The sequence below is a fragment of the Prosthecobacter sp. Pr1 genome, assembly GCF_057652315.1.
In genome coordinates this window covers 1-23,356 of sequence record NZ_JBYFBS010000018.1, presented here as the reverse complement: position 1 = coordinate 23,356, position 23,356 = coordinate 1, and the positions used below count along the sequence as shown (strand labels likewise).

General features: G+C 57.3%; 20 protein-coding genes and 1 pseudogene. 16 read left to right on the top strand and 5 right to left on the bottom strand.

Features of this window, described 5'->3' with window-relative positions; genetic code table 11:
- Positions 1-50: 50 nt before the first annotated feature.
- The gene (locus AC24GY_RS23025; RefSeq protein ID WP_487687672.1) at positions 51-503 is read left to right on the top strand and encodes a hypothetical protein; all 453 of its coding nucleotides are present in this window, start codon (positions 51-53) and stop codon (positions 501-503) included.
- Positions 500-1,132, top strand: a complete 633-nt coding sequence (locus AC24GY_RS23020) for a nucleotidyl transferase AbiEii/AbiGii toxin family protein (RefSeq protein ID WP_487687669.1) — start codon at positions 500-502, stop codon at positions 1,130-1,132. Before AC24GY_RS23025 ends, AC24GY_RS23020 begins: the two co-directional genes overlap by 4 nt.
- A gap of 1 nt (position 1,133) precedes the next feature.
- Here AC24GY_RS23020 and AC24GY_RS23015 read toward each other — a convergent pair whose 3' ends face one another.
- Positions 1,134-1,358 carry a hypothetical protein gene (locus AC24GY_RS23015; protein WP_377168438.1) on the bottom strand — a complete coding sequence of 75 codons (225 nt, stop codon included), beginning with the start codon at positions 1,356-1,358 and terminating at the stop codon, positions 1,134-1,136.
- A 1,257-nt stretch (positions 1,359-2,615) separates the two neighbouring features.
- Between AC24GY_RS23015 and AC24GY_RS23010 the strand changes: the two genes are divergently transcribed.
- The 3 genes from AC24GY_RS23010 (at position 2,616) to AC24GY_RS23000 (ending at position 5,290) form a co-directional block, all read left to right on the top strand.
- Positions 2,616-2,963: a helix-turn-helix domain-containing protein gene (locus AC24GY_RS23010; protein ID WP_487687665.1), complete on the top strand. Its 348-nt coding sequence runs from the start codon at positions 2,616-2,618 to the stop codon at positions 2,961-2,963.
- 73 nt (positions 2,964-3,036) lie between these two features.
- Positions 3,037-3,918: a reverse transcriptase family protein gene (locus tag AC24GY_RS23005; protein WP_487687663.1), complete on the top strand. Its 882-nt coding sequence runs from the start codon at positions 3,037-3,039 to the stop codon at positions 3,916-3,918.
- Between the two features lie 139 nt (positions 3,919-4,057).
- Positions 4,058-5,290, top strand: a complete 1,233-nt coding sequence (locus AC24GY_RS23000) for a hypothetical protein (protein WP_487687661.1) — start codon at positions 4,058-4,060, stop codon at positions 5,288-5,290.
- Between the two features lie 386 nt (positions 5,291-5,676).
- Here the strand turns inward: AC24GY_RS23000 and AC24GY_RS22995 are convergent, their stop codons facing one another.
- A complete protein-coding gene (locus AC24GY_RS22995; RefSeq protein WP_487687658.1) occupies positions 5,677-7,248 on the bottom strand; it encodes a glycerol-3-phosphate dehydrogenase/oxidase in 1,572 nt (523 codons plus the stop codon).
- A gap of 535 nt (positions 7,249-7,783) precedes the next feature.
- On the opposite strand from AC24GY_RS22995, the pseudogene bamJ reads away from it, so the two are divergent.
- From bamJ to uvrB, 3 genes and pseudogenes are all read left to right on the top strand, one after another.
- Positions 7,784-8,170 (top strand): annotated as a pseudogene (gene bamJ / locus AC24GY_RS22990) (BamJ family beta-barrel-assembly machinery protein); the annotation flags it as partial.
- Positions 8,171-9,005: 835 nt separating this feature from the next.
- Positions 9,006-10,121: a fatty acid desaturase gene (locus AC24GY_RS22985; protein WP_487687656.1), complete on the top strand. Its 1,116-nt coding sequence runs from the start codon at positions 9,006-9,008 to the stop codon at positions 10,119-10,121.
- Between the two features lie 548 nt (positions 10,122-10,669).
- On the top strand, positions 10,670-12,847 hold the full coding sequence (uvrB, locus tag AC24GY_RS22980) for an excinuclease ABC subunit UvrB (RefSeq protein WP_487687653.1): 2,178 nt from the start codon (positions 10,670-10,672) through the stop codon (positions 12,845-12,847).
- Between the two features lie 84 nt (positions 12,848-12,931).
- Here uvrB and AC24GY_RS22975 read toward each other — a convergent pair whose 3' ends face one another.
- Positions 12,932-13,144: a hypothetical protein gene (locus tag AC24GY_RS22975; protein ID WP_487687651.1), complete on the bottom strand. Its 213-nt coding sequence runs from the start codon at positions 13,142-13,144 to the stop codon at positions 12,932-12,934.
- A 286-nt stretch (positions 13,145-13,430) separates the two neighbouring features.
- On the opposite strand from AC24GY_RS22975, the gene AC24GY_RS22970 reads away from it, so the two are divergent.
- The 4 genes from AC24GY_RS22970 to AC24GY_RS22955 all read left to right on the top strand — a co-directional run bounded on the left by AC24GY_RS22970 (position 13,431) and on the right by AC24GY_RS22955 (position 16,463).
- Positions 13,431-13,808, top strand: a complete 378-nt coding sequence (locus AC24GY_RS22970) for a hypothetical protein (protein ID WP_487687648.1) — start codon at positions 13,431-13,433, stop codon at positions 13,806-13,808.
- 28 nt (positions 13,809-13,836) lie between these two features.
- Complete coding sequence (locus AC24GY_RS22965; RefSeq protein ID WP_487687646.1) at positions 13,837-14,943, top strand: HigA family addiction module antitoxin; 1,107 nt, start codon at positions 13,837-13,839, stop codon at positions 14,941-14,943.
- Between the two features lie 258 nt (positions 14,944-15,201).
- The gene (locus AC24GY_RS22960) at positions 15,202-15,564 is read left to right on the top strand and encodes a GntR family transcriptional regulator (protein ID WP_422315178.1); all 363 of its coding nucleotides are present in this window, start codon (positions 15,202-15,204) and stop codon (positions 15,562-15,564) included.
- Positions 15,561-16,463, top strand: a complete 903-nt coding sequence (locus AC24GY_RS22955; RefSeq protein WP_487687643.1) for an ABC transporter ATP-binding protein — start codon at positions 15,561-15,563, stop codon at positions 16,461-16,463. Before AC24GY_RS22960 ends, AC24GY_RS22955 begins: the two co-directional genes overlap by 4 nt.
- A gap of 9 nt (positions 16,464-16,472) precedes the next feature.
- Here the strand turns inward: AC24GY_RS22955 and AC24GY_RS22950 are convergent, their stop codons facing one another.
- Positions 16,473-16,895, bottom strand: coding sequence for a type II toxin-antitoxin system VapC family toxin (locus AC24GY_RS22950; RefSeq protein WP_487687640.1), 423 nt, complete (start codon positions 16,893-16,895; stop codon positions 16,473-16,475).
- Between the two features lie 7 nt (positions 16,896-16,902).
- Entirely contained in the window at positions 16,903-17,115 is a 213-nt protein-coding gene (locus tag AC24GY_RS22945) for a hypothetical protein (RefSeq protein ID WP_422315172.1), read from the bottom strand.
- Positions 17,116-17,221: 106 nt separating this feature from the next.
- On the opposite strand from AC24GY_RS22945, the gene AC24GY_RS22940 reads away from it, so the two are divergent.
- The 4 genes from AC24GY_RS22940 (at position 17,222) to AC24GY_RS22925 (ending at position 23,224) form a co-directional block, all read left to right on the top strand.
- On the top strand, positions 17,222-19,765 hold the full coding sequence (locus AC24GY_RS22940; RefSeq protein ID WP_487687638.1) for a hypothetical protein: 2,544 nt from the start codon (positions 17,222-17,224) through the stop codon (positions 19,763-19,765).
- The gene (locus AC24GY_RS22935) at positions 19,762-21,465 is read left to right on the top strand and encodes an MFS transporter (protein ID WP_487687635.1); all 1,704 of its coding nucleotides are present in this window, start codon (positions 19,762-19,764) and stop codon (positions 21,463-21,465) included. The genes AC24GY_RS22940 and AC24GY_RS22935 overlap by 4 nt, the downstream gene beginning before the upstream one ends.
- A 330-nt stretch (positions 21,466-21,795) precedes the next feature.
- Positions 21,796-21,996, top strand: coding sequence for a hypothetical protein (locus AC24GY_RS22930; protein ID WP_487687632.1), 201 nt, complete (start codon positions 21,796-21,798; stop codon positions 21,994-21,996).
- A 217-nt stretch (positions 21,997-22,213) separates the two neighbouring features.
- Positions 22,214-23,224 carry a Gfo/Idh/MocA family protein gene (locus AC24GY_RS22925; RefSeq protein WP_487687628.1) on the top strand — a complete coding sequence of 337 codons (1,011 nt, stop codon included), beginning with the start codon at positions 22,214-22,216 and terminating at the stop codon, positions 23,222-23,224.
- Positions 23,225-23,356: the final 132 nt, after the last annotated feature.

Sequence of the window (23,356 nt, the reverse complement as noted above, 5' to 3'; positions counted from 1 at the left end):
CTGCCAACTTGGGCCTTGGCTGGGTTGGGGAGGTGTGGCAGACTGCTGGCATGACTGTGCTGCCAGCCACCACACCTGAGCATTATCTTACGGGGACGTCTGCCATGACGATCCCGGACGGGGAGGCTGCGTTTGTGAACTGGCATTTCGTGGACACGTTTCTGGAAGGGCGGGCGAGCTTCCGCATCGCGGGCCGGAATTTCCCGGACACGTCGGCGCTGCTGGGAACGGCGGGAGTACGGGAGTGCGCGGCGATTCTGCGCGGCAGCGGTGTGCCACTGCCTGCGGGAAGCACTTTTTATGCGGCGAACCGTGATCGCGCCTTCCTTGATCTGCTGCTGGGTAATCTCCAGCAAGGCCGCCGTCCGGATCATCTGCTCATTGATGACTACTCGGATGCCGACACTGACGCTGAGCATCTAAGAGTGGAGATTGGGCGGCTGCGTGAGCGCCTGGAGGCTGCGCAAATCCGGCTGCTGGACGAATGGCTGGCGCTGCAATGAACTTCACTGCTGCCCAGCAACTGCACGTGCGCATCATGCGTGAAGTCTTGCGCGCCGTGCAGGAGACGCCGCTGGTGCTGAAGGGTGGCACGGCGCTGCTGCTGTGCTACGGGCTGGACCGGTTTTCGGAAGACCTGGACTTCGATGCACCGAAGAAACTGAACCTTGAAAGCCGCATCGAGCATGCGCTGCGCCCGTTGACGCAGCAACTGCGCATCACACGGACGAAGGACACGGAAACCGTGCAACGCTACCGGATCGAGTATGAGTGCGCGGCGGTGCAGGGACGGTTGAAGGTGGAGGTGTCATGCCGTGATGTCGTGGCCGACGCGGATGTGGTGGAACGCGAAGGCGTGCGCACCTACCGAGCTGGGCGACTCATCGAACAAAAGACCCGGGCGATGGAGAATCGCACGACGGCGCGCGATCTGTATGACGTACATTTCCTGGCGACGCACTTTCGCGCGGAGTTCGAGCTGGAGGCGATTGAGCGGCTGCGAACGCTTACCGCAGACATCAACCGTCTTGAGGGCCGCTTCAGGCCAGCGTTTGAGGAAGATGATTTGTTCCGTGACCGGAAGGAACTCGTTGCGAGCCTGATCCTGGAGCTTCAGGCAGCGCTGGGGTAGCTCATGCGGGCCGACGACCGAGGAGTTGGAGGGCCTCGGCGCGGAGCAGGGAAATTTCCTCGCTCCATGCGGCGAGGGCGGCGAGCTCCTGCTTTTGCGCGGGCTGCAGGAGGCCGTCGTTGTTGCGGTCCATGAGTTCCTGCAGATGCCGGTCCGTCTCGGGCGGCAGGCGCAAATCACCGATGGAGCGGATCCATGTCTCGGGTGCGGGAATGGTGGCAGGCATGGGGGAAAATCGAAGATGGGCTTGGTTTGTCAATGGCCATCGAGCCAGGGCGATGGGGCGTTCGTTTTTGCCGCAGAGGGGCAGAGGGGGCAGAGATTGAATTTGTGAGGGAGCAGTTTTGAAGGGGGAGTTTTTTAACCACTGATGGGACACTGACTGACACTGATGAGGCAAGGGTTCTGGAATCGCCGGATTGATTGACCACGGAATACACTGAATACACGGAAGCCGGATGGAGGGGACGGGACAGCGGGTCGAAGGAGGTTTTGGTGCGTCCAGATTTTTAACCACGGATGACACGACCAGCACGGATCAGAGGAACCTCATGGAGGGCACGCAGAGAGGAGATGAGTTGAAGCTGTTCTCCCGGGGGTCGGACGTGACAGCGGGGAAATGCCGTCGGAGTGGATTGACCACGGAGCCGAGCGGAGCGAACCGGAGCGCAGCGGAGATAGCCGAAGGCAAACAGACGACTGAAAGAAGCCCGGAGGGTGAGCGAAGCGAATCAATACACTGAATACACGGAGCCGAACGAAGTGAGACAGACAGCCGAAGGCTGCCCGCAGGGCAAGCGGAGCGCAGTCAACCCGGATGGGCGGGACGGGAGAGCGGGCCGAAGGAGGCGCTGATTTTGGATGGGGAGGTGATCCAGGGGACGTGAGGGAGAAGCGAGTGGCTTGGCTGTGTTGAGCGGCCTTTGTGCGGCGGCTCTGTTTTTTTTGGCTGGGTGGCTTTGCCGTCCAGGCTGAACAAAGTTCACAAAGTTGCGAACTTTTACTTGCGGCTATTTTCCACACCATGCAATGTGGTGCCGTGATGGTATCCAGGAAAGGCCTCTTCAAAAATTGGAGTTCGCAAGAACTCGTGGGAGCTTCGTGCTCCCTCCATTTCCAAGCCCCACAGGCTCTGGCGCGGCGACGCGGCATGTCTGGTGCGGTGAGGAGATATTGCCGAGCGGGCCGTTCGCTCGGCGTTTCGTTGGAGGTTTACCCGCTTCGTTACCTGGTTCATGGCGCTAAATGTTTGGGTTCAGGGGCCGTCCTCAGCAATCACGCTGAGGCTAACCCAAAACACAGCCATGAAAATAAAAGCAAAGCCACCACCGAAGCGGGGCGCTATTCGATCAGTAAAACGTGGACTCCTCAGGAGTCTGCGAAAGCTGGTCGTCAACCGATGGTTCTGGGACTTTGTGCTCCGCACAGCTTCCTTGATCATCAGAGGTATTGAGATGTTCGATCGTCATTAGCGCTCCTCCAAATGAAAATGAAGGAATCAAAAGAATCAATTCAACTCAATGCAGCATTACGTTTGTTGCGGGAGTATCACGGGTTGAAACAAGTCGAAGCCGCTGAACGCTTGGGTTTTAAAAAATCAGTAATTTCTGAGTTGGAGAGTGGTACTCGGCCCGCGAGTTTGGATGTGTTGAATCGTTATGCGCAGTCATTTAAAATGCCTCTTTCGTCCGTAATGTTATTGGCGGAATTACAAGATGGCTCTTCGATTGAGTCTACTCCTACAGCTTCTTTACGTCGATCAGTCGCCGAAAAAGCATTCAAGATTTTGGACTGGTTCAACGAAAGAACAAAACTTGATGATGATGGCTAGTCCTCTACAAGTAAGCTATCCAATCTCAAAGAGTCACATCTACGGAATTCGGAGCAAAAAGCGACTTGCTGAAGTGCTCGAAACTGACTTGCCAGCATTAAAACGTACACAAAATCTAGGGGACTCTGCGTATATGCTTCGGCTTTGTCGTCCGAAGGCCGGGAAGAAACCCCGCCAAGTGCAGGACCCGATTCCAGAACTTAAAGCAATTCATAAGCGCCTGAATCGCCTGCTTCAGAGAGTTACTCATCCTGGGTATGTTCAGGCAGGGTTGAAAGGATTAAGTTACAAGACCAATGCTGAAAACCATTCTTCACATGAGTGGGTTTGCACAATTGATGTTCAATCTTTCTACCCAAGTTGCAAACGAGAGCGAATTTATCAGTTCTTTAAACAGACACTCGATTGCTCGCCTGATGTTGCAGAAATTCTAACCGACCTTAATACTGTTAACGGACACCTTCCAACAGGTGGTCCGTTCTCCTTGCTTTTATCCTATTGGTCACACCAAGACATATTCGACAAAATCCACAAAAGTGCAGAAGAGCATGGTTTGAAAATGACCCTTTACGTGGATGATCTTACGTTTTCAGGCAAGCGAGCCAGACGTAGTTTTTTAAATAGTCAGGTGAAGCCTATTCTATGGGAAGCAGGATTGGTTGGGCATAAAATCAAGAGCTACTCGCCCATTACTCCAAAGCACATCACCGGTGTTGTTAGGACAAAAATCGGCTCCAAAGTTCCGTTTACACGGGCAAGAAAAATCCGGGATGTATATGCGCTGCTAGCTAAAGCGACATCTCCGGAAGATAAATTGGTTCTGATGACCCAGCTTGTATCGCGACTCTCCGAGGCGGCACAAATTGACTCTTCCTTTCAGAAGGGTGCTGATGCAATGCGTGATTGTCGACGTAACTTGTTTAACATGCATCCAGAATTGAAACTGACACAGTAAAGACAATCTGAATTTGGAGGACAATGGCAGTGGACGGTTTTTATTACTTTCCGAAAACACGATACTGTCAAAATCAACATGCAGAATATTATCTAGAATAAATATTCAGATGTGATATGTTTAAATATCATCTTAAGATATGAGCCAAAATGATTATCTATTTTCGAATGTTGATTGTTTTTCAGTTCTGGAAAGCCAGAGAGTACGCCTTCAAAAGGAAATTGGATTGATTGGCCCGAATACAATTTTAAGCACGCCTATTGACGACATATGCGATGATTTGAAGAAACGCTTTTGGGTCGAAGTTCCTTCACTGGATAAAGACGGCATTCATGTGAAACAGAAGGAGGTAGACATTGACGTGTCTCACGACAGAAATCGTCTTTTTATAAGACCCGGGCCATTTTTTATTAAAGGAACAGAAGTTGCGGTGACGATCCCGTTTGTGGGAGATGCCGAAGTGTTTAGAATACGTCCTTCGACATTTACATCAATGCCTCCAAGAGGCGTCGTTCAAAACCAAAATCTTATCTTAAAATTTGTTGACGAAAGATTGGATCCAAAAATTGTTAGAACATCGATAGATCGTCAATTAGCTGAAATCGAAAGCTACTTGCGGTGCTTGGAATCTGATTTTCGGAGCTTTAATAATTCAATTGTTCAAAATTTTCGCCCTCAAATAGAAGGGAGAAAAACGAAGCTGCTTGCTGACCAAAATTTACTGGGAGAATTGGGATTTCCTTTGAGGCCGAGAACCAGCCAGCCGAGCACTTACGCTCCGCCATCTATTCGCAGAAAGCTCAAGCCTGAGGTTGAGATCAGGAAAACCGTTCAAGCTTTTAAGCCTGAGCCCGCTCTTCCCAACGATGATTATGAGCACATTTTGAAAGTGCTCGGTGACATGACGGTCGTCATGGAGCGCAGCCCAAGTGCATTCAAGAGCATGGATGAAGAATCTCTGCGCACTCATTTCTTAATGCAGTTAAACGGCCACTACGAAGGACAGGCCACAGGAGAGACGTTCAATTATGAAGGAAAGACCGACATTCTTGTTCGAGTGGACGGCCAGAACATATTCATTGGAGAATGTAAATTTTGGGAAGGACCGAAAAAACTATTGGAGACCGTTGACCAAGTTTTGAGCTATAGCAGTTGGAGAGATACCAAAGTGGCTTTGATTATTTTTAATCGGAACAAGAATTTTACTGCTGTGCTCAATGCGATAAAAGACACGATTCCAACGCATCCGAACTTCAAGCGTTCATTGAATATCGAGGGTGAAACTAGAAGCCGCTATGTTCTGTCTCATAAAAACGACCCATCTCGGGAGATGGTTGTTAGTGTTCTAGCATTTGATGTTCCTACAGGGTGAGGCTGCGCTTGGTTTGCTTCTGGGGTAGTGGCCGGTTAAGTAGTGGGGTCGGGCGTGCTGAGTTAGAGGGTTAGAGCGGTTGCTGGGACAGGCGGGGATTTCCCGCACCCCTTCAGGGTGCGACCTTCGGTTGAAAGGGGCATGTGATGTCGTGACCCAGGGCTTGCTGCGCTGCGCCCTGGGCTGAGTCCGGCGGCCCTTCAGGCCGCGATGGCAGGGGGGACTGGCTGGATGCTGGATGTGTTGTGGCGCGAGGCTGGGGATGTGGCGGAGCGCCGCACAGAGGATTCCCTTCGGGGCTGCGCAGGTGCGGACTACTTTGCTGGCGCATTCGCGATGCGCTTTGACGGAGGTGGGTTGGGGACAACTCGCGCTACCCATTGCGTTCACCCCTCCAAAATGTAGCCGATGGCGAGTTTTTGGAAGTGGTCGACTTCGTGGGCGGTGCGGGCGGGGGTCCAGTGGAGTTCGGTGGCCATGAGGGCGGCGACTCTTGGGGCGGCGGACATGGAGGCCTGGGCATCGAAGAGGAGGCTGCGGCTGCGGCGGGCGAGGACGTCTTCCACTGACAAGGCCATTTCGTGGCGGGTGTGGAAGATGACTTCGGCGCAGGTGACATCGAGCCAGGGGTGGACTTTGCCGGCGAGTTCGGGCTGCTGGGCGGCGAGGGCGCGGATCTCGGCGGCATCGCTGCCGTAGACGGCGAGGGGATCGTGCTGATCGAGGACGGTGGCGGAGCCGTGGATCATGAGGCTGGGGGTGACGCAGTGGCGCATGCCGAAGCCGCCGACCATTTCGGCGTGGTCGATGACGTCTTCGGCCATGCGGCGGTAGGTGGTCCATTTGCCGCCGGTGATGGTGATGAGGCCGGAGTCTGCGACGAGGATGGTGTGATCCCGGGAGAGGGCGGCGGTGGAGTGGCCGTCTTTTTCCTTCATGGCGACGAGGGGGCGGAGGCCGGCGTAGACGCTGAGGACGTCCGAGGGGTGGGGATCGCGCGTGAGGTAGCGTGCGGCGTGCTGCATGAGGAAGGCGATTTCGTCTGGCAGGGCGCGGGGCTCGAGGGAGGTGTGATGGACGGGGGTGTCTGTGGTGCCGATGATGACGCGGCCGTGCCAGGGGACGGCGAAGAGGACGCGGCCGTCGTCGGTCTTGGGGATCATGATGGCGGAGTCTCCGGGGAGGAACTCGCGGGGGAGGACGAGGTGGACGCCCTGGCTGGGGGCGACGATGTTTTCGGCCTGGGAGTCGTCCATGTGGCGGATGGCATCGACGAAGACGCCGGTGGCATTGATGACGCAGTGGGCGCGGATTTCGTACTGGCAGCCGGATTCGACGCACTCGGCCTTTACGCCGATGATGTGGCCGTTTTTCTCTTTCATGAGGCCGCAGGCGCGGGTGTGATTGAGGACGATGGCGCCGTGATTGACGGCGGTGCGGGCGAGGTGGATGGCGAGGCGGGCGTCGTCGAACTGGCCATCGTGATAAACGACGCCGCCGGAGAGGCCTTCGGTTTCGAGGGTGGGGAGGAGCTGGATCATGTCCTCGCGGGAGAGGGAGCGTGAGGGCTCGAGGCCGAGCTGGCCTGCGAGGGTGTCGTAGACCTTCATGCCGATGCCGTAGAAGGGGCCCTCCCACCAGTGGTAGCTGGGGATGACGAAGGGGAGGCTGTGGACGAGGTGGGGGGCGTTGCGTACGAGGAGGCCGCGCTCGCGGAGGGCCTCGAGGACGAGGGAGACATTGCCCTGCTTGAGGTAGCGGACGCCGCCGTGGACGAGCTTGGTGCTGCGGGAGGAGGTGCCTTTGGCGAAGTCTGACTGCTCGATGAGGACGACGGAGTGGCCGCGTGAGGCGGCATCGACTGCGGCGCCGAGGCCGGTGGCGCCGCCGCCGATGATGGCGATGTCAAAGGGGCCGGAGTGGGCGGAGAGCTGGGAGAGGAGGCGCTCGCGGTTCATGGGGGGGAGTTTAGGGAGGGGCGGGATTTAGCAACAGGGGATGAATTGGCCGCAAAGAGGCGCAAAAAGGGAGGAAAAAGCCGGAGGCCGGAGGGGGATGGGGGGAATGACGAATGAGGAAATCCGAATGACGAATGTCCAAGCTCGAAGGGCAGAGCTCAGTGTGGCTGGCGATGCGGGGATAAAGAGACGTGCACTGTAGAGATGGGGGGAAGGCAGCGAGGGGAGGTTCGGTTTGCCGCAGAGGGGCAGAGAGGCAGAGGGGGCAGAGATTGAAGGTGGCTCACGGAGATTTGAGATGGAGGCGTTTTTTGTGAGGTGCTCCGAACTCCGAGGGAAGCCATGCAGAGGAGGGATCGTGCATCAGGCGGATGAAGGAGGCCCTGGGCGTGCGTGATTGAGGATTGATGAGCAAGGATTGTTGATTTTTGAGGTGTTGAGCGGGTGGCAATCGGGGGTCGACAAGTGGGAGGGGGGTGCTAGGGTTTGGGTTCCTGTTTTACCAACCCCCATCTACCCACATTCCATGTCCGACATCGCTCTTGCCAAAGGTGAAAAATTTCTCGAAGACAACGCCAAGAAGGAAGGCGTGACGGTGACCGCGAGCGGTCTGCAGTACAAGGTGATCACGCCGGGGACGGGGAAGAGCCCGAAGGCGACGGACACGGTGGAGGTGCACTACGAGGGGACGCTGATTGATGGGACGGTGTTTGACAGCAGCTACCGCCGCAAGGAGTCGATCGAGTTTCCGCTGAACCGCGTGATCGCGGGCTGGACGGAAGGTGTGCAGCTGATGCAGGAGGGGTCGAAGTATCGCTTCTACATTCCTTCGAAGCTGGCGTACGGCCCGCGTGGCGCGGGGCGTGACATCGGGCCGAATGAGGCGCTGATTTTCGATGTGGAGCTGATCAAGGTGAAGTGAGGTCTTGCTGAGACTGAGTACTTTTTTTTGCCGGGCGGTGCTGTGGTGCCGTCCGGTTTTTTTTTGGGGGGGGAGGGCTATGGGGGCGCGGATGCGCTGAAATTTAGCAAGGGAATGGAGAGCAAGGGAATGTTCCGGAGGGGGGGCTTTGGCCTGGGGGATTTCGTGGCCAGAGGGAGAGGTTTTTAACCGCTGATTTGACGCTGATCATGTCGAATTAGGATCGTTGGACCGGTCAATGGGTGACGATGGGACGTTCGTTTTTGCCGCAGAGAGGCAGAGGGGGCGGAGGCAGAGGGGATCAACCACGGAATACACGGAATACACTGAAACCGGGAGTGGGTTCAGGGACGTGAACAACGGGCGGTTAGATTGCGGACGCGCTGAAATTCGGCAGAGGAATGGGTTGGCAGAGGAATGTTCCGGAGGGGGGCTTTGGCAGGGGATTCTACGGCGAGGACCAGAGGTTTTAACCGCTGATATGACGCTGATAAGGATTCAGAAAATCCGGACGATGATTATTGCGTGGGCAGGGGGGCGCGGAGGGGCCATGCGGCGGGTGGCATCGGAGCGGGGTGGTGTTTGGAGGTTTGGGTGGGCGTGCGCTGGGAGGCCTGCGAAAGCGGCGCTGAAGCGCCGCAGTCCGGGGACGCTGACGCGAGTTTTCGAAGAGGGGTGGGGTGTGCGAGGACGGGGTGGAAGATTTAGTTGGCTCAATCTGAGTAGTTTAAATGGCAAGAAACTGTCAAGAATTCGCCATAAATGAGAGTTTTTTAACAAATTGAGTGTGGGACGAATGCTGGAAATGTGGTATATAAGAAGTCTCCACCCAACTATGACCAGCGCCCCTGAGATGACATCATCCAAGCCCCAGGCCACGATTTCCGAATGGAAAAAAATTGTCGCCCCTTTTACGGTTCCTTCGATCCCGCGTGCCACCTGGCAGATCGTTAACACTTTCGTCCCGTATGCCCTGCTTTGGTATGCGATGTATTGGAGCCTGAGCCACACCTCTTACTGGGTGACGCTGGCGATCGCGGCGGTGGCGGGGCTGCTGCTGGTGCGTGTGTTCATCATGTTTCATGACTGCGGTCATGGGTCGTTTTTCAAGTCGAAGCGGGCGAACAGCGTGCTGGGCTTCATCAGCGGGATGCTGACTTTCACGCCGTATCTGCACTGGACGTGGCAGCATTCGGTGCACCACCAGACGTCGGGTGACCTGAGCCGCCGTGGTGACGGGGACATCTGGACGATGACGGTGAAGGAGTACCAGGAGGCGAGCCCGACGCGGCGCTTCTTTTACAAGCTGGTGCGCAATCCGATCACGCTGTTTGTGGTGGGGCCGCTGGCGCTGTTTTTGATCCATCAGCGTTTTCCATCGCCACGGGCGAAGGGCAAGGACCGCAAGTCGGTGATGATCATGAACGTGGCGCTGGTGCTCATGATTGTGGGCCTGAGCTATTTGTTTGGCTTCAAGAACTACGTGCTGATGCAGCTGCCGGTGACGATGTTTGCAGGGATGGCGGGGATCTGGATGTTTTATGTGCAGCACCAGTATGAGGATGTGTACTGGGAGCACCGTGAGGACTGGGACTACACGACGGCTGCGCTGGAGGGGAGCTCGTTTTACAAGCTGCCGAAGATCCTGCAGTGGTTCACGGGGAACATTGGCTTCCACCATGTGCACCATCTGAGCTCACGGATTCCGAACTACTACCTGGAGAAGTGCCACAATTCGCATCCGCTGTTTTATTCGATCAAGCCGCTGACGTTCTGGGAGAGCCTGAAGTGCATGAATCTGCGGATCTGGGATGAGAGCGACCGCAAGCTGATCTCCTGGAAGGAGTACCGCCAGCGCTATGTGCACCCGGTGGCTGCAGCTGCGAAGGTGGAGGAAGTGGATCCGGCGGATCTGCCTGCGCCGAGCGAGATTGGTTCGGGGATGTCGTAACAGGCGGAGTTTTATACCGCCCCCTTCGCTCAAGCGGCGGAGGGTATGCAGGGATTGGAAAGCCGCAGTGAGATCTGTGGGGTCTGATCTCTGAAGGCGAGGGGCACTCGATTAATAGTGTTGCTCGTGGGGTTTGGAGCTGGCGGCGTTCTTTGAGCGAGGCGGTGCTCTTTGCAGACGCTTCTGGTGGGCGTGGGGTGTTTCGGAGCGGGTACCAGGGTAGCCTCGCTGAGGCTCGGCAACCCTTCGCTATGATATGCAACCCCTTTGGGGTTGATGTGATGCAGAGTGGAGTGGCGAAACTGTGCTTTCTCCAATGTGGCCGACCTTGGGGCATTCGACAGCGGAAGGCGGAGGCGTTTGGAAAGGGGAGCGCTTTGAGTCGGCAGGTTACGCTGGGACGAAGGATTCTCCGGACGCGCACAGCGCATCCCTAGCTGCCTGGGGGCATGGCATCCTGGGAAACACAAAAGCCTGCCTGGGTGAGTGGCTGGTGGCGTGATTTATTCGGTGCATCGCTGAGCCCGCTGCTGTACGTAAGCTTTACCATGTCCGTTTTTCGGCTGAATACAGAGTATAGTCCGCAGGGGGATCAGGCGCAGGCGATTGCGAAGCTGACGAAGTCTGTGCGTGCGGGGAACCGGCACCAGACGCTGATGGGGGTGACGGGGTCGGGGAAGACGTTTACGATGGCGAACATCATCGCGGAGGTGGGGAGGCCGGCGCTGGTGTTCTCGCATAACAAGACGCTGGCGGCGCAGCTGTATTCGGAGTTTAAGAATTTCTTCCCGGAGAACGCGGTGGAGTACTTTGTCAGTTACTTCGACTACTACCAGCCGGAGGCTTACATCGCGCGGACGGACACGTTCATTGAGAAGGACAGCGCGGTGAATGATGAGATCGAACGGCTGCGGCTTTCGAGCATGGGGGCGCTGATTACGCGGCAGGATACGATCATCGTGGCGAGTGTGTCGTGCATCTATGGTTTGGGTTCTCCTGAAGATTATGAGGGGATGATGCTGCCGCTGAACGTGGGGATGCAGATGACGCGGGAGACGCTGCTGACACGGCTGGTGGACATGCTGTATGAGCGGAATGATGTGCAGCTGACGCGCGGGAAGTTTCGGGCGCGCGGGGATGTGATCGAGGTGGTGCCGGCGTATCTGGAGAACGAGGCGATCCGGATTGAGTTTTTTGGGGATGAGATCGACCGGATCAGCGCGGTGGATGTGCTGACGGGGACGGTGACGCTGAAGATGCCGAGCTACACGATTTTTCCGGCGAAGCAGTTTGTGACGCCGGGGGACAAGCTGAGGAAGGCGATCGTGAAGATCCGGGAGGAGATGGAGGAGCGGGTGGCGTGGTTTGAGAAGGAGGGGAAGCTGCTGGAGGCGCAGCGCATCAAGATGCGGACGCAGTATGACATCGAGATGATGCAGGAGATGGGCTTCTGCCAGGGGATCGAGAACTACAGCCGGCACCTGACGGGGCGTGCGCCGGGGGCGACGCCGGGGACGCTGCTGGATTTCTTCAAGGAGCCGCCGCTGATGTTTATCGACGAGAGCCACGTGACGATCCCTCAAATAGGCGGGATGTATGAGGGTGACAAGTCGCGCAAGACGGTGCTGGTGGAGCATGGGTTCCGGCTGCCGAGCGCGCTGGACAACCGGCCGCTGAGGTTTGAGGAGTTCATGGGGAAGGTGGGGCAGCTGGTGTATGTGAGCGCGACGCCGGCGAGGTTTGAGATTGAGAACAGTGTGGTGGGAAATACCAGCTACATCGCGAAGGTGACGGATGCTCTGCCGATGACGCGGACGGTGCGGATCAGCGGGAGCGCGGAGCCGATTGAGAAGTTTGATGTGACGACGAAGGGGCGGACGCTCGTGGTGGAGCAGATCATCCGGCCGACAGGGCTGCTGGACCCGGTGATCACGATCAAGCCGCTGAAGGGGCAGATTGATGAGACGATCGAGCTGTGTAGGCAGCGGATTGAGAAGGGGGAGCGTGTGCTGGTGACGACGCTGACGAAGCGGACGGCGGAGGATTTGACGGACTACCTGCGCAATTTGGATTTCAAGGTGCGGTATCTGCACAGCGACATCGATGCGATCGAGCGGGTGGAGATTCTGCGGAGCCTGCGTGCGGGGGACTGCGATGTGCTGGTGGGGATCAATCTGCTGCGTGAGGGGCTGGATCTGCCGGAGGTGAGCCTGGTGTGCATCTTGGATGCGGACAAGGAGGGCTTTTTGCGGAGCGAGTCGTCGCTGATTCAGACGTCGGGGCGCGCGGCGCGTCACATCAACGGGGAGGTGGTGCTGTTTGCGGATATTGAGACGAAGAGCATCCGGGCGCTGCTGAGCATCAGCGGGTATCGGCGTCAGGTGCAGACGGATCATAATGAGAAGCATGGGATCACGCCGCAGACGGTGCAGCGTGCGGTGCAGGAGAGTCTGCAAATTTTGGGCAAGGCGCGCGAGGTGGAGGAGAGCGTGGTGCGCGAAGGGGGTGGTGATTTTGCGATCACGGAGACGATCCGTGAGCTGGAGCAGGAGATGGCGGAGGCGGCGATGAAGCTGGAGTATGAGCGCGCGGCGCTGCTGCGAGACCAGATTCGTGAGCTGAAGAAGCGTGCGGGGCTGAATGCGGATGATAGCGGGGCGCTGCCGGCGCAGAGGAAGAGTGTGAGCTATGCGAAGCCGAAGAGGGGTGGGAGGAAGGGGAAGTAGGAGGGGGTGAGGTGGGGGTGGTGAATGATTTAAGGGCACAAAAAAGCGGCGGCACATTTCTGTGCCGCCGCTTCGGGGATTGGCCTAGCGTCCCTTGCCTCCGTGAAGGAGGTCATTGAGGGATTCCTGTCCGGTGCGTTCCAGGAGGGTTCCGAGGTGCATATCGCTACGCACGCCGAAATCCACGCCATACTGCTTTTCAATCGTGCCGACATGGGTGTCGTCACGTTTGTCACGCAGTTCGCCGTCCTGGTTGCGCGAGCGGTAGCCGCGCATTCCTTCAGCATCTGTTGCCATGGTGGGGGAGGTTCCTTTCTAGTCTTGAGAGTTCTCCCTTCCAAGCTCTGAGCTTGACTCGCGGCCAGTCTGCCAGGAAGCTGCCAGCAGTCGTCCAAAAGACTCAAGGCTGTTCCAAACGGGCGGAGTGATCCGTGCCGGGGAGCGGCCGGAATGAGCCGTCTCCGTTAATGCGGAGGCGGCTTTTTTGTGTTGCTGTGTAAAAAGCTTCACGAGTCGAAGGGTTCACTGGGTTAAAGCAGTAGTCAACACGGTTTTAACCCGAAGGGTTAAATTTGTTGCGCCCATGATGATTCTGGCTGAAGGTCTTTCTTTGCTAGCACGCCCAATGCTCATTCATTTCCGAAACAATAAACTACAGAAGGAGTTTTCCTCGGAAAGGGAACTAACGCGATCCTACGGGGTGGAGCTAGGCCGCATGCTCGTGCGGCGCGTTTCCGAGGTGAAAGGCGCTCGATGTCTGGCGGATCTGCGCGTGTTGCCACAGCTGCGCGCCAATGAGCTTTTGGGCGAACGTAAGGGACAAGTTTCGATTACTGTAGACCCATCTCACTCGCTTATTTTTCTGATCGCCAACGAGCCAGCTGCCAGGCCGAAGGATGGCGAACTAGACTGGACCTCAGTGACAGAAGTTACTATTTTCGAGGTGGTTAACTACCCCTGAGAAACAACACGCACGACATACGATATACATGAGCCCCCCTTTCAAACCCGATTACGCCTCACCTCCTGGAGAGACGCTTGCGGAGACCATCGGTGAGATGGGTCTCACGCAATCCGAACTGGCTCGGAGGATGGGTAGACCGATCAAGACTATCAACGAGATTATTCAAGGCAAAGCTGCTTTGACTGCTGACACTGCCTTGGAACTGGAACGCGTCCTTAGCATTCCGGCCTCGTTTTGGAACGGAATGGAAAGCAATTATCGCGAACATTTGGCTCGCCAGCGAGCTGCCGAAAAACTGGAAGTTGATGAGGAGTGGCTCGGCAGCCTGCCGGTGGCGGCCATGCAAAAGCGCGGATGGTTGTCACGGACAAAGAGCAGGCACGAGCTCATGGAGGAAATACTACGCTTCTTCGGGTGTGCTACTGTATCCGGGTGGCGTGAGACATGGAGTGGCCCTGTGGCAGCTTATCGCAAGTCGCCAAAACTTCAAAGTGAGCCAGAAGCATTAGCTGCTTGGCTGCGTATGGCTGAAATAGAAGGGCGGAAACAGATCTGCGCGCCTTATACTGAGGAAGCTTTCAAAGAAACGCTGGAGAAACTAAGAAAGGCTACAACCATGCCTGTTAACCAATGGGTTGAGACAATTCGTATGGCCTGTAATGCATGTGGGGTGGCCTACGTCCTCCTCCCAGAATTGGCAGGAACTCATGCTAGTGGTGCGGCTCGTCAGTTGAATGATAAGTGCGCGCTGATCGTTCAGACAGGGAGGTACAAAGACGATGGTCACTTTTGGTTCACGTTCTTTCATGAGGCGCGTCATGTGCTACAAGGCAAATTGAAGCGCGAGTGGTTGGTGGAATACGAGGGGCGAGAGGATGCTTTGGAAATTGATGCCAATCAGTTTGCTCGAGAGTTCTTAATTCCAACAGAAGAGATTAGAAAGTTGAGAGTGGAACACGGAGGCAAGATGCCCGTCGCTGCCGGTCGCGAATTAGCTAAAAAGTTAGGAATATCTGGTGGCATTGTTGCCGGACGTTTTCAGTTTGATCGTATCTGGCAGCCCTTCACAGGAAATGAGCTTAAATGCCGCTACCAGATTGCTGACTTATTGCCGGATTCAGTCGCTGTTTGAGATCTTTCTTTTAAAGGACGGCAGCAAAAACGCGCTGAGTTAATTGATCTCAAAGACCCAGGGCTGTCATCGTTGCGATACTTGGCTATATTTATTTTTAACTATTCAGTTCTCATTTGAGGTTTACCTAAAAATAAGAAAGCATTGAGGTGGTGTGAGGGTTGGTAAGATGGGGGTGTTGGCTGGGAAAAAAATCGCTACAACGTTTTTTGCTTGCAGGTGTAATAGATGTGCTGTTACAGTGGTCACACTTCGCGTATGCTGCCTTTTTCGATCCAGCTTCAGGATGGGAGTCCGGTCTCTGACCAGATTCTTGGGGCTGTGCGCAAAGCGCTTTTAACGGGGCAGATGAGGGCGGGGGATGCGTTTCCGAGTGTGCGGACGCTGAGCCAGGAACTGCGGATCAGCCCGACGACGGCGCACAAGGTGGTGCTGCTGCTGAAGGATGCGGGATGGCTCAATTCGAGGCCGGGCATCGGGATGGTGGTGACGGTGCCGGATCAGCCGGACCTCGCGGAACGGCTGGCGCAGATCACGCCGGAATGTCGGGCGCTGCTCAAGGAGGCGGCGGAACTCAATCTCACGCTCAACCAAGTCATTCAGCATCTCAAAAGTCTATGATCACGATCACCGATTTGCATAAACGCTTCCGCAAGACTGAAGCTGTGGCTGGTTTAAGCCTGGAGGTGCCGGAGGGGCAGGTGACGGCGTTTCTGGGGCCGAATGGCGCGGGCAAGAGCACGACGATCAAGTGTCTGCTGAATTTGCACCGGCCGGACAGCGGAAGGATTGAGGTGCTGGGCGGGGATTCTCGGAAGCTGGGGCCGGCGCAGTTCACGCAGATTGGTTATGTGTCTGAAAACATGGAGCTGCCTCTGTGGATGACGGTGAAGCAGTTCTTTGATTATTGCCGGCCGCTGTATCCGAACTGGGATGCGGCTTTCGAGAAGCAGCTCATGGTGCAGTTTGATCTGCCGACGGGGACGAAGCTGAAGGATCTGTCGCGTGGGATGCGGATGAAGGCGGCGCTGCTGAGCAGTCTGGCGTACCGGCCGAAACTGGTGGTGCTGGATGAGCCGTTCAGCGGGCTGGATCCGCTGGTGCGGGATGAGTTTATTCGCGGGCTGCTGGAACTGACGGAGCAGGAGGGGTGGACGGTGTTTGTGTCTTCGCATGACATTGAGGAAGTGCAGCGGCTGGCGGACCGGGTGGCGATCATCAATCGCGGAAAGCTAGCGCTGGATGAGACGAGCGACAGTTTGCAGGCGAGGTTTCGTGCGATCGAGGTGGTGCTGCCGGACGAGGCGAAAGCGCCGGTGAATCTGCCGAACGACTGGCTGCATGCGGAGCAGGCGGGGCGGATGCTGAGATTTACGGCGAGCCGGTTTGCGAGTGATGAGGCATTTGCGGCATCACTGCGGGAGGCGATGCCGGCGGCGGCGCATCATGAAGTGCGGCCGATGAGCCTGCGGGAGATTTTTGTGGCGCTGGCGAGGGCTTACCGACTGGAAGGGAAATGAGATATGCTTTCAATCCAACCAGTTCTCAACATGCAGGCCGGGGACCTTCACGAAATCAATGAGGTTTCGCGTGAGAATCGTGGCACCGTATTCGAGCGCGATGGAAGCGATGCGCATGTCGAGAGTGCCGATATTGAGCTTGGAGGATTTCAAGCCGTCAAAGATGTCAGCGGAATCTGCGCTCCAAGGAAGACAGGTCCATCGTTGCAGGTCAGCCAAGCTGTCCTGGAACTGCGCATAAGAACGCACGCCGCGATCCAACTGCCGATGAGGCTGAATCTCAGCGAGCCAGCCTTTGAGGACCTCTTGAGGAGTGATGATCGCAAGAAAGAAGTCATCGACATGGGACAAGTCCATTCGATCTCTCAATCGAAGCCCCGCAGCACTTTTCCGAACGAATTCAGAATAGTGATTGGTGTCGAGGAGGAACATTACGGACTTAAGAATCGTCGCGGTTCACTTGTTCGCGCCACTCCGCACCGAGGCGAACAGCCTCGTCGAAATGCTCGCTGCCTTCCATGCTGCCAAACGATTGTTTCCATGCGGTTCGTGGGGCCACTCGAACGCCAAGCTTTTTCAGCTTCTCGACCATGGCAGCGTACCTCTCGTCTTGGGACAAGGTGGGAAGGGCTGAATTTTCGAGAGCCTTCATGGGGGCATTTTAACAGCCAAGCCAGCACTTGCCAACTGGCATTTGGTCAGCGGGGCTGCGTCTCAAGAGACAGGGCTCGGCATTCGGATTTTAATTCATCTGGCCTATGACACTTCATCACTTCCGCAAAGAGTTTTATTATCTGCGGCTGCGCTGGCTGGCGTTTCTGGTGCTGCTGGCGCTGGATCTGGCGGTTAATCTGGAATGGCTGCTGCCGCTGAAGGCGGGAGAGGATGTGCCGGTGTGGCTGAGCTATTTGCCGACTGTACTGATGGTGGCTGGGATGACCTTGATGGGATCATGCCCTGAGGACAAGCCGGGGAGTGATCGCAGCTTTATCAGTACGCGGCCTCTGCCCATGCGTGCGTATTGGCAGGCGCGGATCGCGCTGTGGCTGCTGCTGCTGGTGGTGCCGGTGGTTTTGCAAAACGCGCTCTATCTTTTGCTTTCACACCGTCCAGCGGCGGAGATTGTGACAGGCACGTGGGGAAAGGCGGTGGAGACACTCAAGCTCACGGCGTGGGTGGTACCAATGACGGCGCTGTGGCGGCGGGGGGAGTTTTGGGCTGCGCTGGGATGCCTTGCCGCCGGGATGTATGTCGCGAATCGAATGGTGGAATTTGCTGCGCTGAACTGGGCGAATGTTTCGATGGATGGAAGTCAGAACCGGTGGGGCATGAATGTGGCGGCGATGGTATTTACCGCGGGCATCCTGAGGATGGCGTGGCGGCAACAGAATGGGTGCGTGAGGACCTTTCGGCGGCGGATTCTCATGATGCTGAGCCTTGGCATGCTATGCCTGACGACGGGCCGACTATGGCCATGGAATGAACAAGACCCTTCGCAAGATCAAGCGCGGGCGAGTGAACTGGCCCCTGAGCTGAAGGTGGACATCGACCTGAGCCTGCTTGAGTTCACCGGGTTTGAGGAGGAGCGGCAGAGAACGATCTTTGTGCCGATACGGACGCAGAGCCAGGATCCCCGTGTGTCGGTACAACTGAGACCGCAGTCCAGTGTGGTTGCGCAGGGGGAGAAGATGACGCGTTCCGAGCCGCCCTTTTTCTGGCGCAGCCGGAAAAACAACTTTCAGCTGCCCTATCAGACCCTGATGGCGATGGACAGTGTGCTGCGCGACTTGTTTCCGGCAGGCACTCTCTTCGCGACGAGCAGTGATCGTTCGCAATGGGGGATATACAGCAACTTTCAGAGCTACTTGGGCGAGTTTAAGCCGCCGTATCCAGATCCGCAGAAACCGCTGCGCCTCACGACAGACTATGAGATCGACTGGTATGAGCGTGAGATCGCGCTGGATCTGCCGCTGCAAGCAGGAGCGCATGGGGAGTCTGACGGGAATGCGATGCGGATTCTGCAGGTGAATCAAAATCAAAATGAAAATGGTGCGACGAGTCTCGGAAGCTTGAGCGTGGATCTGCATGTAAGCGCGCATGATCCTCAAAGAGGGGGATTTGGTGACACTGCGGTGATGCTGTATTCTCCGCAACGACATCTGGTCTGGGTGGAGCCGGCATTTCAAAAGCAGCAGCCGACCCGCGCTGGAGACAAAGGGTGGAGCCGGGAGGCGAAACGTCTCGGCTGGCGTGGCGTATTGAACTATGCGGACGGTGAGGATGCGAACGTGGATATCGCCGAGTGCAGGATCCTTCTGCTGCGCAGCCGGTTTCTTGGCACCACGAAGTGGACATGGAAATCGCCGGACATAAGGCTGGCTGATCATCCGCCAAGAAACGACACGCACCGTTTGTATGACCAGCATATTTATGTGGGGCGCGAGGTGAAAGCTTTTCAAGAACGGCTCGCTACTTTGAAACCGCCGACGGCGGAGAGTTCGGAAGCCGAGGCGCGGCGTTATCTTTATGATCTGCTCGCGACTGTGGCCGCGACGGGTGTGGCATACAAGAAGGCTGCGCTCAAAGAAGTGGGGGATGCCTTCCGGCCGCTGCTGCAGAATCATCTGGCGCTCATGCTGGAACTGCCGCCTGAACTGTGGCCTGGCTGGAACAACTACCCGCCGAAAAGTCTGCTGGATGAGTACCTCACTGAGGAACAGAGGGACACGATCATTGATCAAGTGATGACGAACACGGTGCTGACGGATACGATCATCCGCAAAGGCTGGAGTGAGCCCGCACGGCGCCTGCAACCGCGCCTGCTTTCTCTGCCAAGGCTGCCGCATGGGATCGACGACCTGCTGTTGAAATGGGGGGATGAAGCCTCGCTGGAAAAGCTGATGCAGGAGCTGCGGCGACAAGGACAGGACCACGACTATGAGGCGCTCAACAAGTTTCCTGCCCTGCGTCCGCGGCTGGAGGCGAACGCGCGCGAAGCCATCCTGCAAGACGTCCCCGCCCTGAGGAACGAAAACCACTGGACGGCCATGCGATTTGAAACAGCCGCCGAGTATGGCAGCAGCGAGGCACTGGAGGTCTGCCTACGGTGGATGGCCCTGGGAGGAGATGCGCCGTCTCCCGGCTGCAGCATGCCCTACCCCAAACTGCTGAAGGCCGATGACACCAAGCTTTGGCAGGAAAAGGTGGACGCCGACAAACAGTGGCCGCGCTACCGGCACCTGAAGGTGGCTGACTTTGAGTACCTGCCGGAACAACGTGCCTGGAGGCTCCGCAAACCATGACTGCAACCCTGCTCTTTCGCATCATGCATCAATTCCGCACGGAGTGGCGGCATCATTGGGTTTGGATCCTGGCATGGATCGCGGCGACTCTGCTGCATCGTTATTGCATCGCCGTCAGGGACATCGCCCAATTCGACTACGCCTTTGGTGAGTTTTCGATTTTGATGATGGTGCTGATTCCTGCGACTGTGGCCTGGCTGTGCATCCGTGGTGACTCGCCTTCGAACACGGACTGTGCGACGCTGACGCGGCCGGTGGGGCAGGTGGCGCTTTGGCTGGGCAAGCTGGCGTTTCTTTGCTGTGGGATCGTGCTGCCGCTGCTGATGGTGGAGAGCACGGGATGGGCTGGCTTTCAGCTTGGCATGGGAGCGTGGCTGGCGCTTGGCAGCGGGCTGATGCTGAGCGTGGGACTGGTGATCGGCATGGTGAGTGCGCTCACGGCTCTGACGAGCACGACGCGGCAGGTCATCGCCATCGCCGTGGTGGGAGTGCTCATTGCCGGGCTGTGGCTTACGGGTGGTGAGTCGATGGTGCAGGCCATGTGGCAGCCAGCCAAAAAAGATGCGGCAGTGGAGGAGTTGCGAACTTGCGGCCACATGGTTGCCAGCGTGGTGGCGTTTCTTGGAGCGATCACTGCGTGGTGGCTCGCGACGGTGCCGCGTCGGCGTGCGATGGCAGCGGCGCTGCTGGTCATCAGCCTGATGCAGGCGCCGATTGTCTCGGCGATGTGGAGCGTGGACTGGATCACTCCGCCGCCGCTGTATTACCCAGCCAAAAAACTGGGTGTGAAAACTGGCAAGGCGGATCCTGCGGACAAGATGCCGGGGCGTGCGCTGTGGCCGACGCTGCGCATCACGGGACTGAGCAAAGATGAGGTGGCGAGTGTGATCGACCTAGCGCCGATCAACGAGGGGCAAAAGGAGTGGCCGCCGCTGGGCAGCTATAGTGATCTGGTGCCGAATACCAATGGCTATGATTCCTGGCTGCACCTTGATCACTTGCGTGTGTTGCTCAAACATAGTGCGCCAACCACGCTGTGGCGGCATCATTTGAACAACACCGGGGTCTACAACGGGAGGCTCAAAATTCAGGAGGCCCTCAAGCCGCTGCGCCTTGACCCGAAAACGATGCCGGCGCGCTGGCGGCTGCGGCTGGCGGTGCATGAGATGCGGCGCATTGGCAGCGTTCCTTTGAGGGAGCTGTGGTCGAAAGGGGTCCTCTTTCCAGTGCGCCCGGGCCTGCGAGTTGAGTTCCCGCCGTTTGTTTATTCGTTTGGCTCGTGGGAGTCCAAGGGTTGCCTGCATCGGGTTTATCCACTGGCTCTGCCTCCCCGGGAACACAGGCCTGCGGTGTCACGCGGACAAGCGCTGGCGGACGGCTTTCTTTTTGTGCTGGAAGATCCTGAACTGCGCGAGAATGAGGCGCACGATCTTGGGCCGCAGCGGCGCGAGTATGCGTGGAATCGCACTCAGGGGCAGGGCTTTGCTTTGCAAGCGGACGAGTCCCAAGGCTTTGATCTCCGTCTGTGGACGCCGGTGGTGCAGCATGAGCTGCTGAAAACCACACATGAAGAGTGGGTCAAGAGACTCAATGTGAGCCTGTGGCATGCGGAGGAGCGGGGCACGATTGATCTGGAACTTACGGCGGCACAGATGGAGGAGGTGCTGACGGAACTGAAGCCTGAGGTGAAGAAGCCCTGAGGTCCGTTTGATCGTGGGTGCGCACATTGAGGGAGTGGCGGTGGTTTGTGTCACCGCTACGCGGTTCCACAGGAGCCGTTCTGTGGGCTGGCGCCCACGGCTACCGTTATGCCAGCGCTACGCGCTTTCTGAGGTTTTGCGTCTTGCGAGGAGGAGGCAGGGGCTGCTGTGATTTTGTGCCGGGTTTTCAACGAAGGCTTTCAAGCATGGCGTAGCCTGCATGAAAGCAGTGGGGCGTGCATGGACGGCCAATGAGTGGATTGGCCGTGGCAATGCAAGCATGCAGAGGGTCAATGAGGGGATTGGCGGGAGGTGGGTATCTTCTCTATCATGAAAACGAAACTTATCCGCTCTCTTTTTGTCGTCGTGGCTGGTCTGAATCTGAGCAGCTGTGCCAGTGCCGGGCTGGAATTTCGCAACTCGTTCCGAGGAAGCGTCTCTCCCGGGGAACGCATTGCGGCAGGGGCTTTTGATGTGGTGACGCTGCCGGTGCAGCTGCCGGTTATTGTGGTGATGAAGCTTTCCGAGTGAAAGGGGTGGCAATGAATCCATGCGGCGGCGCTGGATGATGCTTTTGAGTGTTTTGTGGTGTTCGTGAGGTGAGTTGCCTGCGGAAAGCGGTAGCTGCGCTCGTTCCTCGCTGCGCGACCGCACTCCAAATGGAGCTGCTGCTTTCGCCACGGTTCGTGGTTTGCGGCGGATCTTGGTGTGAAGAACAGGGCGCTCGTGGCGTTTGAGAGGGACTCTTATGATGAAACGACGCGCTTTTCTCCTCGCCTGTGGTTCCACTGCTTTTGCCGCTGGTGGCGGTGGTGGTCGATTGCGCATTGGGCAGATCGGGACGGAGCATGCGCATGCGGCGGGGAAGATGGCGGCGATGCGTGCCTTGAAGGATCTTTGGGAGGTGGTGGGGGTCGTAGCGGAGAAGGGGTATGAGGGGGTGCCGTTGATGACGGAGGCGCAGCTTTTAGGCACGCCGGATTTGAAGGCGGTGGCGGTGGAGACGCGGATGGAGGACTCGTGCGCGACGGCGCTGCGGTGCATCGAGGCGGGGAAGCATGTGCATCTGGACAAGCCGGGGGCGCTGAAGCATGAGGAATTTAAGGCGATGCGGCTGGAGGCGGAGAAGCGCGGGCTGACGGTGCAGATGGGGTATATGCTGCGCTATAATCCGGCGTTTGAGCTGCTGTTTCAGGCGGTGCGCGAAGGATGGCTGGGAGAGATCACGGAGATCGATGCGGCGATGGGGAAGCTGGGGGATGCGAAGCAGCGGGGGATCATCGGCGCGCTGCCGGGCGGCGGATTGTTTGAGCTGGGCTGCCATGTGATCGACGCGGTGACGACGATCTTGGGCAAGCCGCAAGCGGTGACTGCTTTTTCGACGCCGACGCAGAGTGATGGGGTGAAGGACAACCAGATGGCGGTGCTGCAGTATGCGAAGGCGACGGCGGTGGTGCGGGTCAATCATGCGGACCCGTTTGGCGGGCCGCGCCGGAGATTCAATGTGACCGGGACGGAGGGGACGTTTGAGATTGTGCCGATGGAGAGCGGGAAGGTGAATCTGTCGCTGACGAAGGCGCGGGGGAGCTACAAGAAGGGGGTGCAGTCGTTTCAGCTGGAGGTGCCGAAGGATCGGTATGCGGGAGAGTTTACGGATCTGGCGAAGGTGGTGCGCGGGGAGAAGAAGCTGGCGTGGGATGCGGCGCATGACATCAGCGTGCATGAGACGGTGCTGCGGGCGGCGGGGGTGTGGAAGTAGGGGGGAAGGGGCAGTTGACGGTCCATCCTTACTAAAGCTACGGAGGATGACTGGTTTACGGTTGTTGACGTCCGTCCTACGCAGTGCCTGCTACGGAGGACAGGGTGGATGAACGGGTGTTTGGAAACCAAG

Excerpts from the sequence above, each read along its gene's own strand:
- AC24GY_RS22950 (WP_487687640.1), bottom strand. The coding sequence starts at position 16,895 with ATGTTCCTCCTCGACACCAATCACTATTCTGAATTCGTTCGGAAAAGT.
- AC24GY_RS22930 (WP_487687632.1), top strand. The coding sequence starts at position 21,796 with ATGAAAACGAAACTTATCCGCTCTCTTTTTGTCGTCGTGGCTGGTCTG.
- AC24GY_RS22970 (WP_487687648.1), top strand. The coding sequence starts at position 13,431 with ATGATGATTCTGGCTGAAGGTCTTTCTTTGCTAGCACGCCCAATGCTC.
- AC24GY_RS22985 (WP_487687656.1), top strand. The coding sequence starts at position 9,006 with ATGACCAGCGCCCCTGAGATGACATCATCCAAGCCCCAGGCCACGATT.
- AC24GY_RS23025 (WP_487687672.1), top strand. The coding sequence starts at position 51 with ATGACTGTGCTGCCAGCCACCACACCTGAGCATTATCTTACGGGGACG.
- AC24GY_RS23010 (WP_487687665.1), top strand. The coding sequence starts at position 2,616 with ATGAAAATGAAGGAATCAAAAGAATCAATTCAACTCAATGCAGCATTA.
- AC24GY_RS22995 (WP_487687658.1), bottom strand. The coding sequence starts at position 7,248 with ATGAACCGCGAGCGCCTCCTCTCCCAGCTCTCCGCCCACTCCGGCCCC.
- AC24GY_RS23020 (WP_487687669.1), top strand. The coding sequence starts at position 500 with ATGAACTTCACTGCTGCCCAGCAACTGCACGTGCGCATCATGCGTGAA.
- uvrB (WP_487687653.1), top strand. The coding sequence starts at position 10,670 with ATGTCCGTTTTTCGGCTGAATACAGAGTATAGTCCGCAGGGGGATCAG.
- AC24GY_RS23000 (WP_487687661.1), top strand. The coding sequence starts at position 4,058 with ATGAGCCAAAATGATTATCTATTTTCGAATGTTGATTGTTTTTCAGTT.
- AC24GY_RS22975 (WP_487687651.1), bottom strand. The coding sequence starts at position 13,144 with ATGGCAACAGATGCTGAAGGAATGCGCGGCTACCGCTCGCGCAACCAG.
- AC24GY_RS22940 (WP_487687638.1), top strand. The coding sequence starts at position 17,222 with ATGACACTTCATCACTTCCGCAAAGAGTTTTATTATCTGCGGCTGCGC.
- AC24GY_RS22965 (WP_487687646.1), top strand. The coding sequence starts at position 13,837 with ATGAGCCCCCCTTTCAAACCCGATTACGCCTCACCTCCTGGAGAGACG.
- AC24GY_RS22945 (WP_422315172.1), bottom strand. The coding sequence starts at position 17,115 with ATGAAGGCTCTCGAAAATTCAGCCCTTCCCACCTTGTCCCAAGACGAG.
- AC24GY_RS22955 (WP_487687643.1), top strand. The coding sequence starts at position 15,561 with ATGATCACGATCACCGATTTGCATAAACGCTTCCGCAAGACTGAAGCT.
- AC24GY_RS22960 (WP_422315178.1), top strand. The coding sequence starts at position 15,202 with ATGCTGCCTTTTTCGATCCAGCTTCAGGATGGGAGTCCGGTCTCTGAC.
- AC24GY_RS23015 (WP_377168438.1), bottom strand. The coding sequence starts at position 1,358 with ATGCCTGCCACCATTCCCGCACCCGAGACATGGATCCGCTCCATCGGT.
- AC24GY_RS22935 (WP_487687635.1), top strand. The coding sequence starts at position 19,762 with ATGACTGCAACCCTGCTCTTTCGCATCATGCATCAATTCCGCACGGAG.
- AC24GY_RS22925 (WP_487687628.1), top strand. The coding sequence starts at position 22,214 with ATGATGAAACGACGCGCTTTTCTCCTCGCCTGTGGTTCCACTGCTTTT.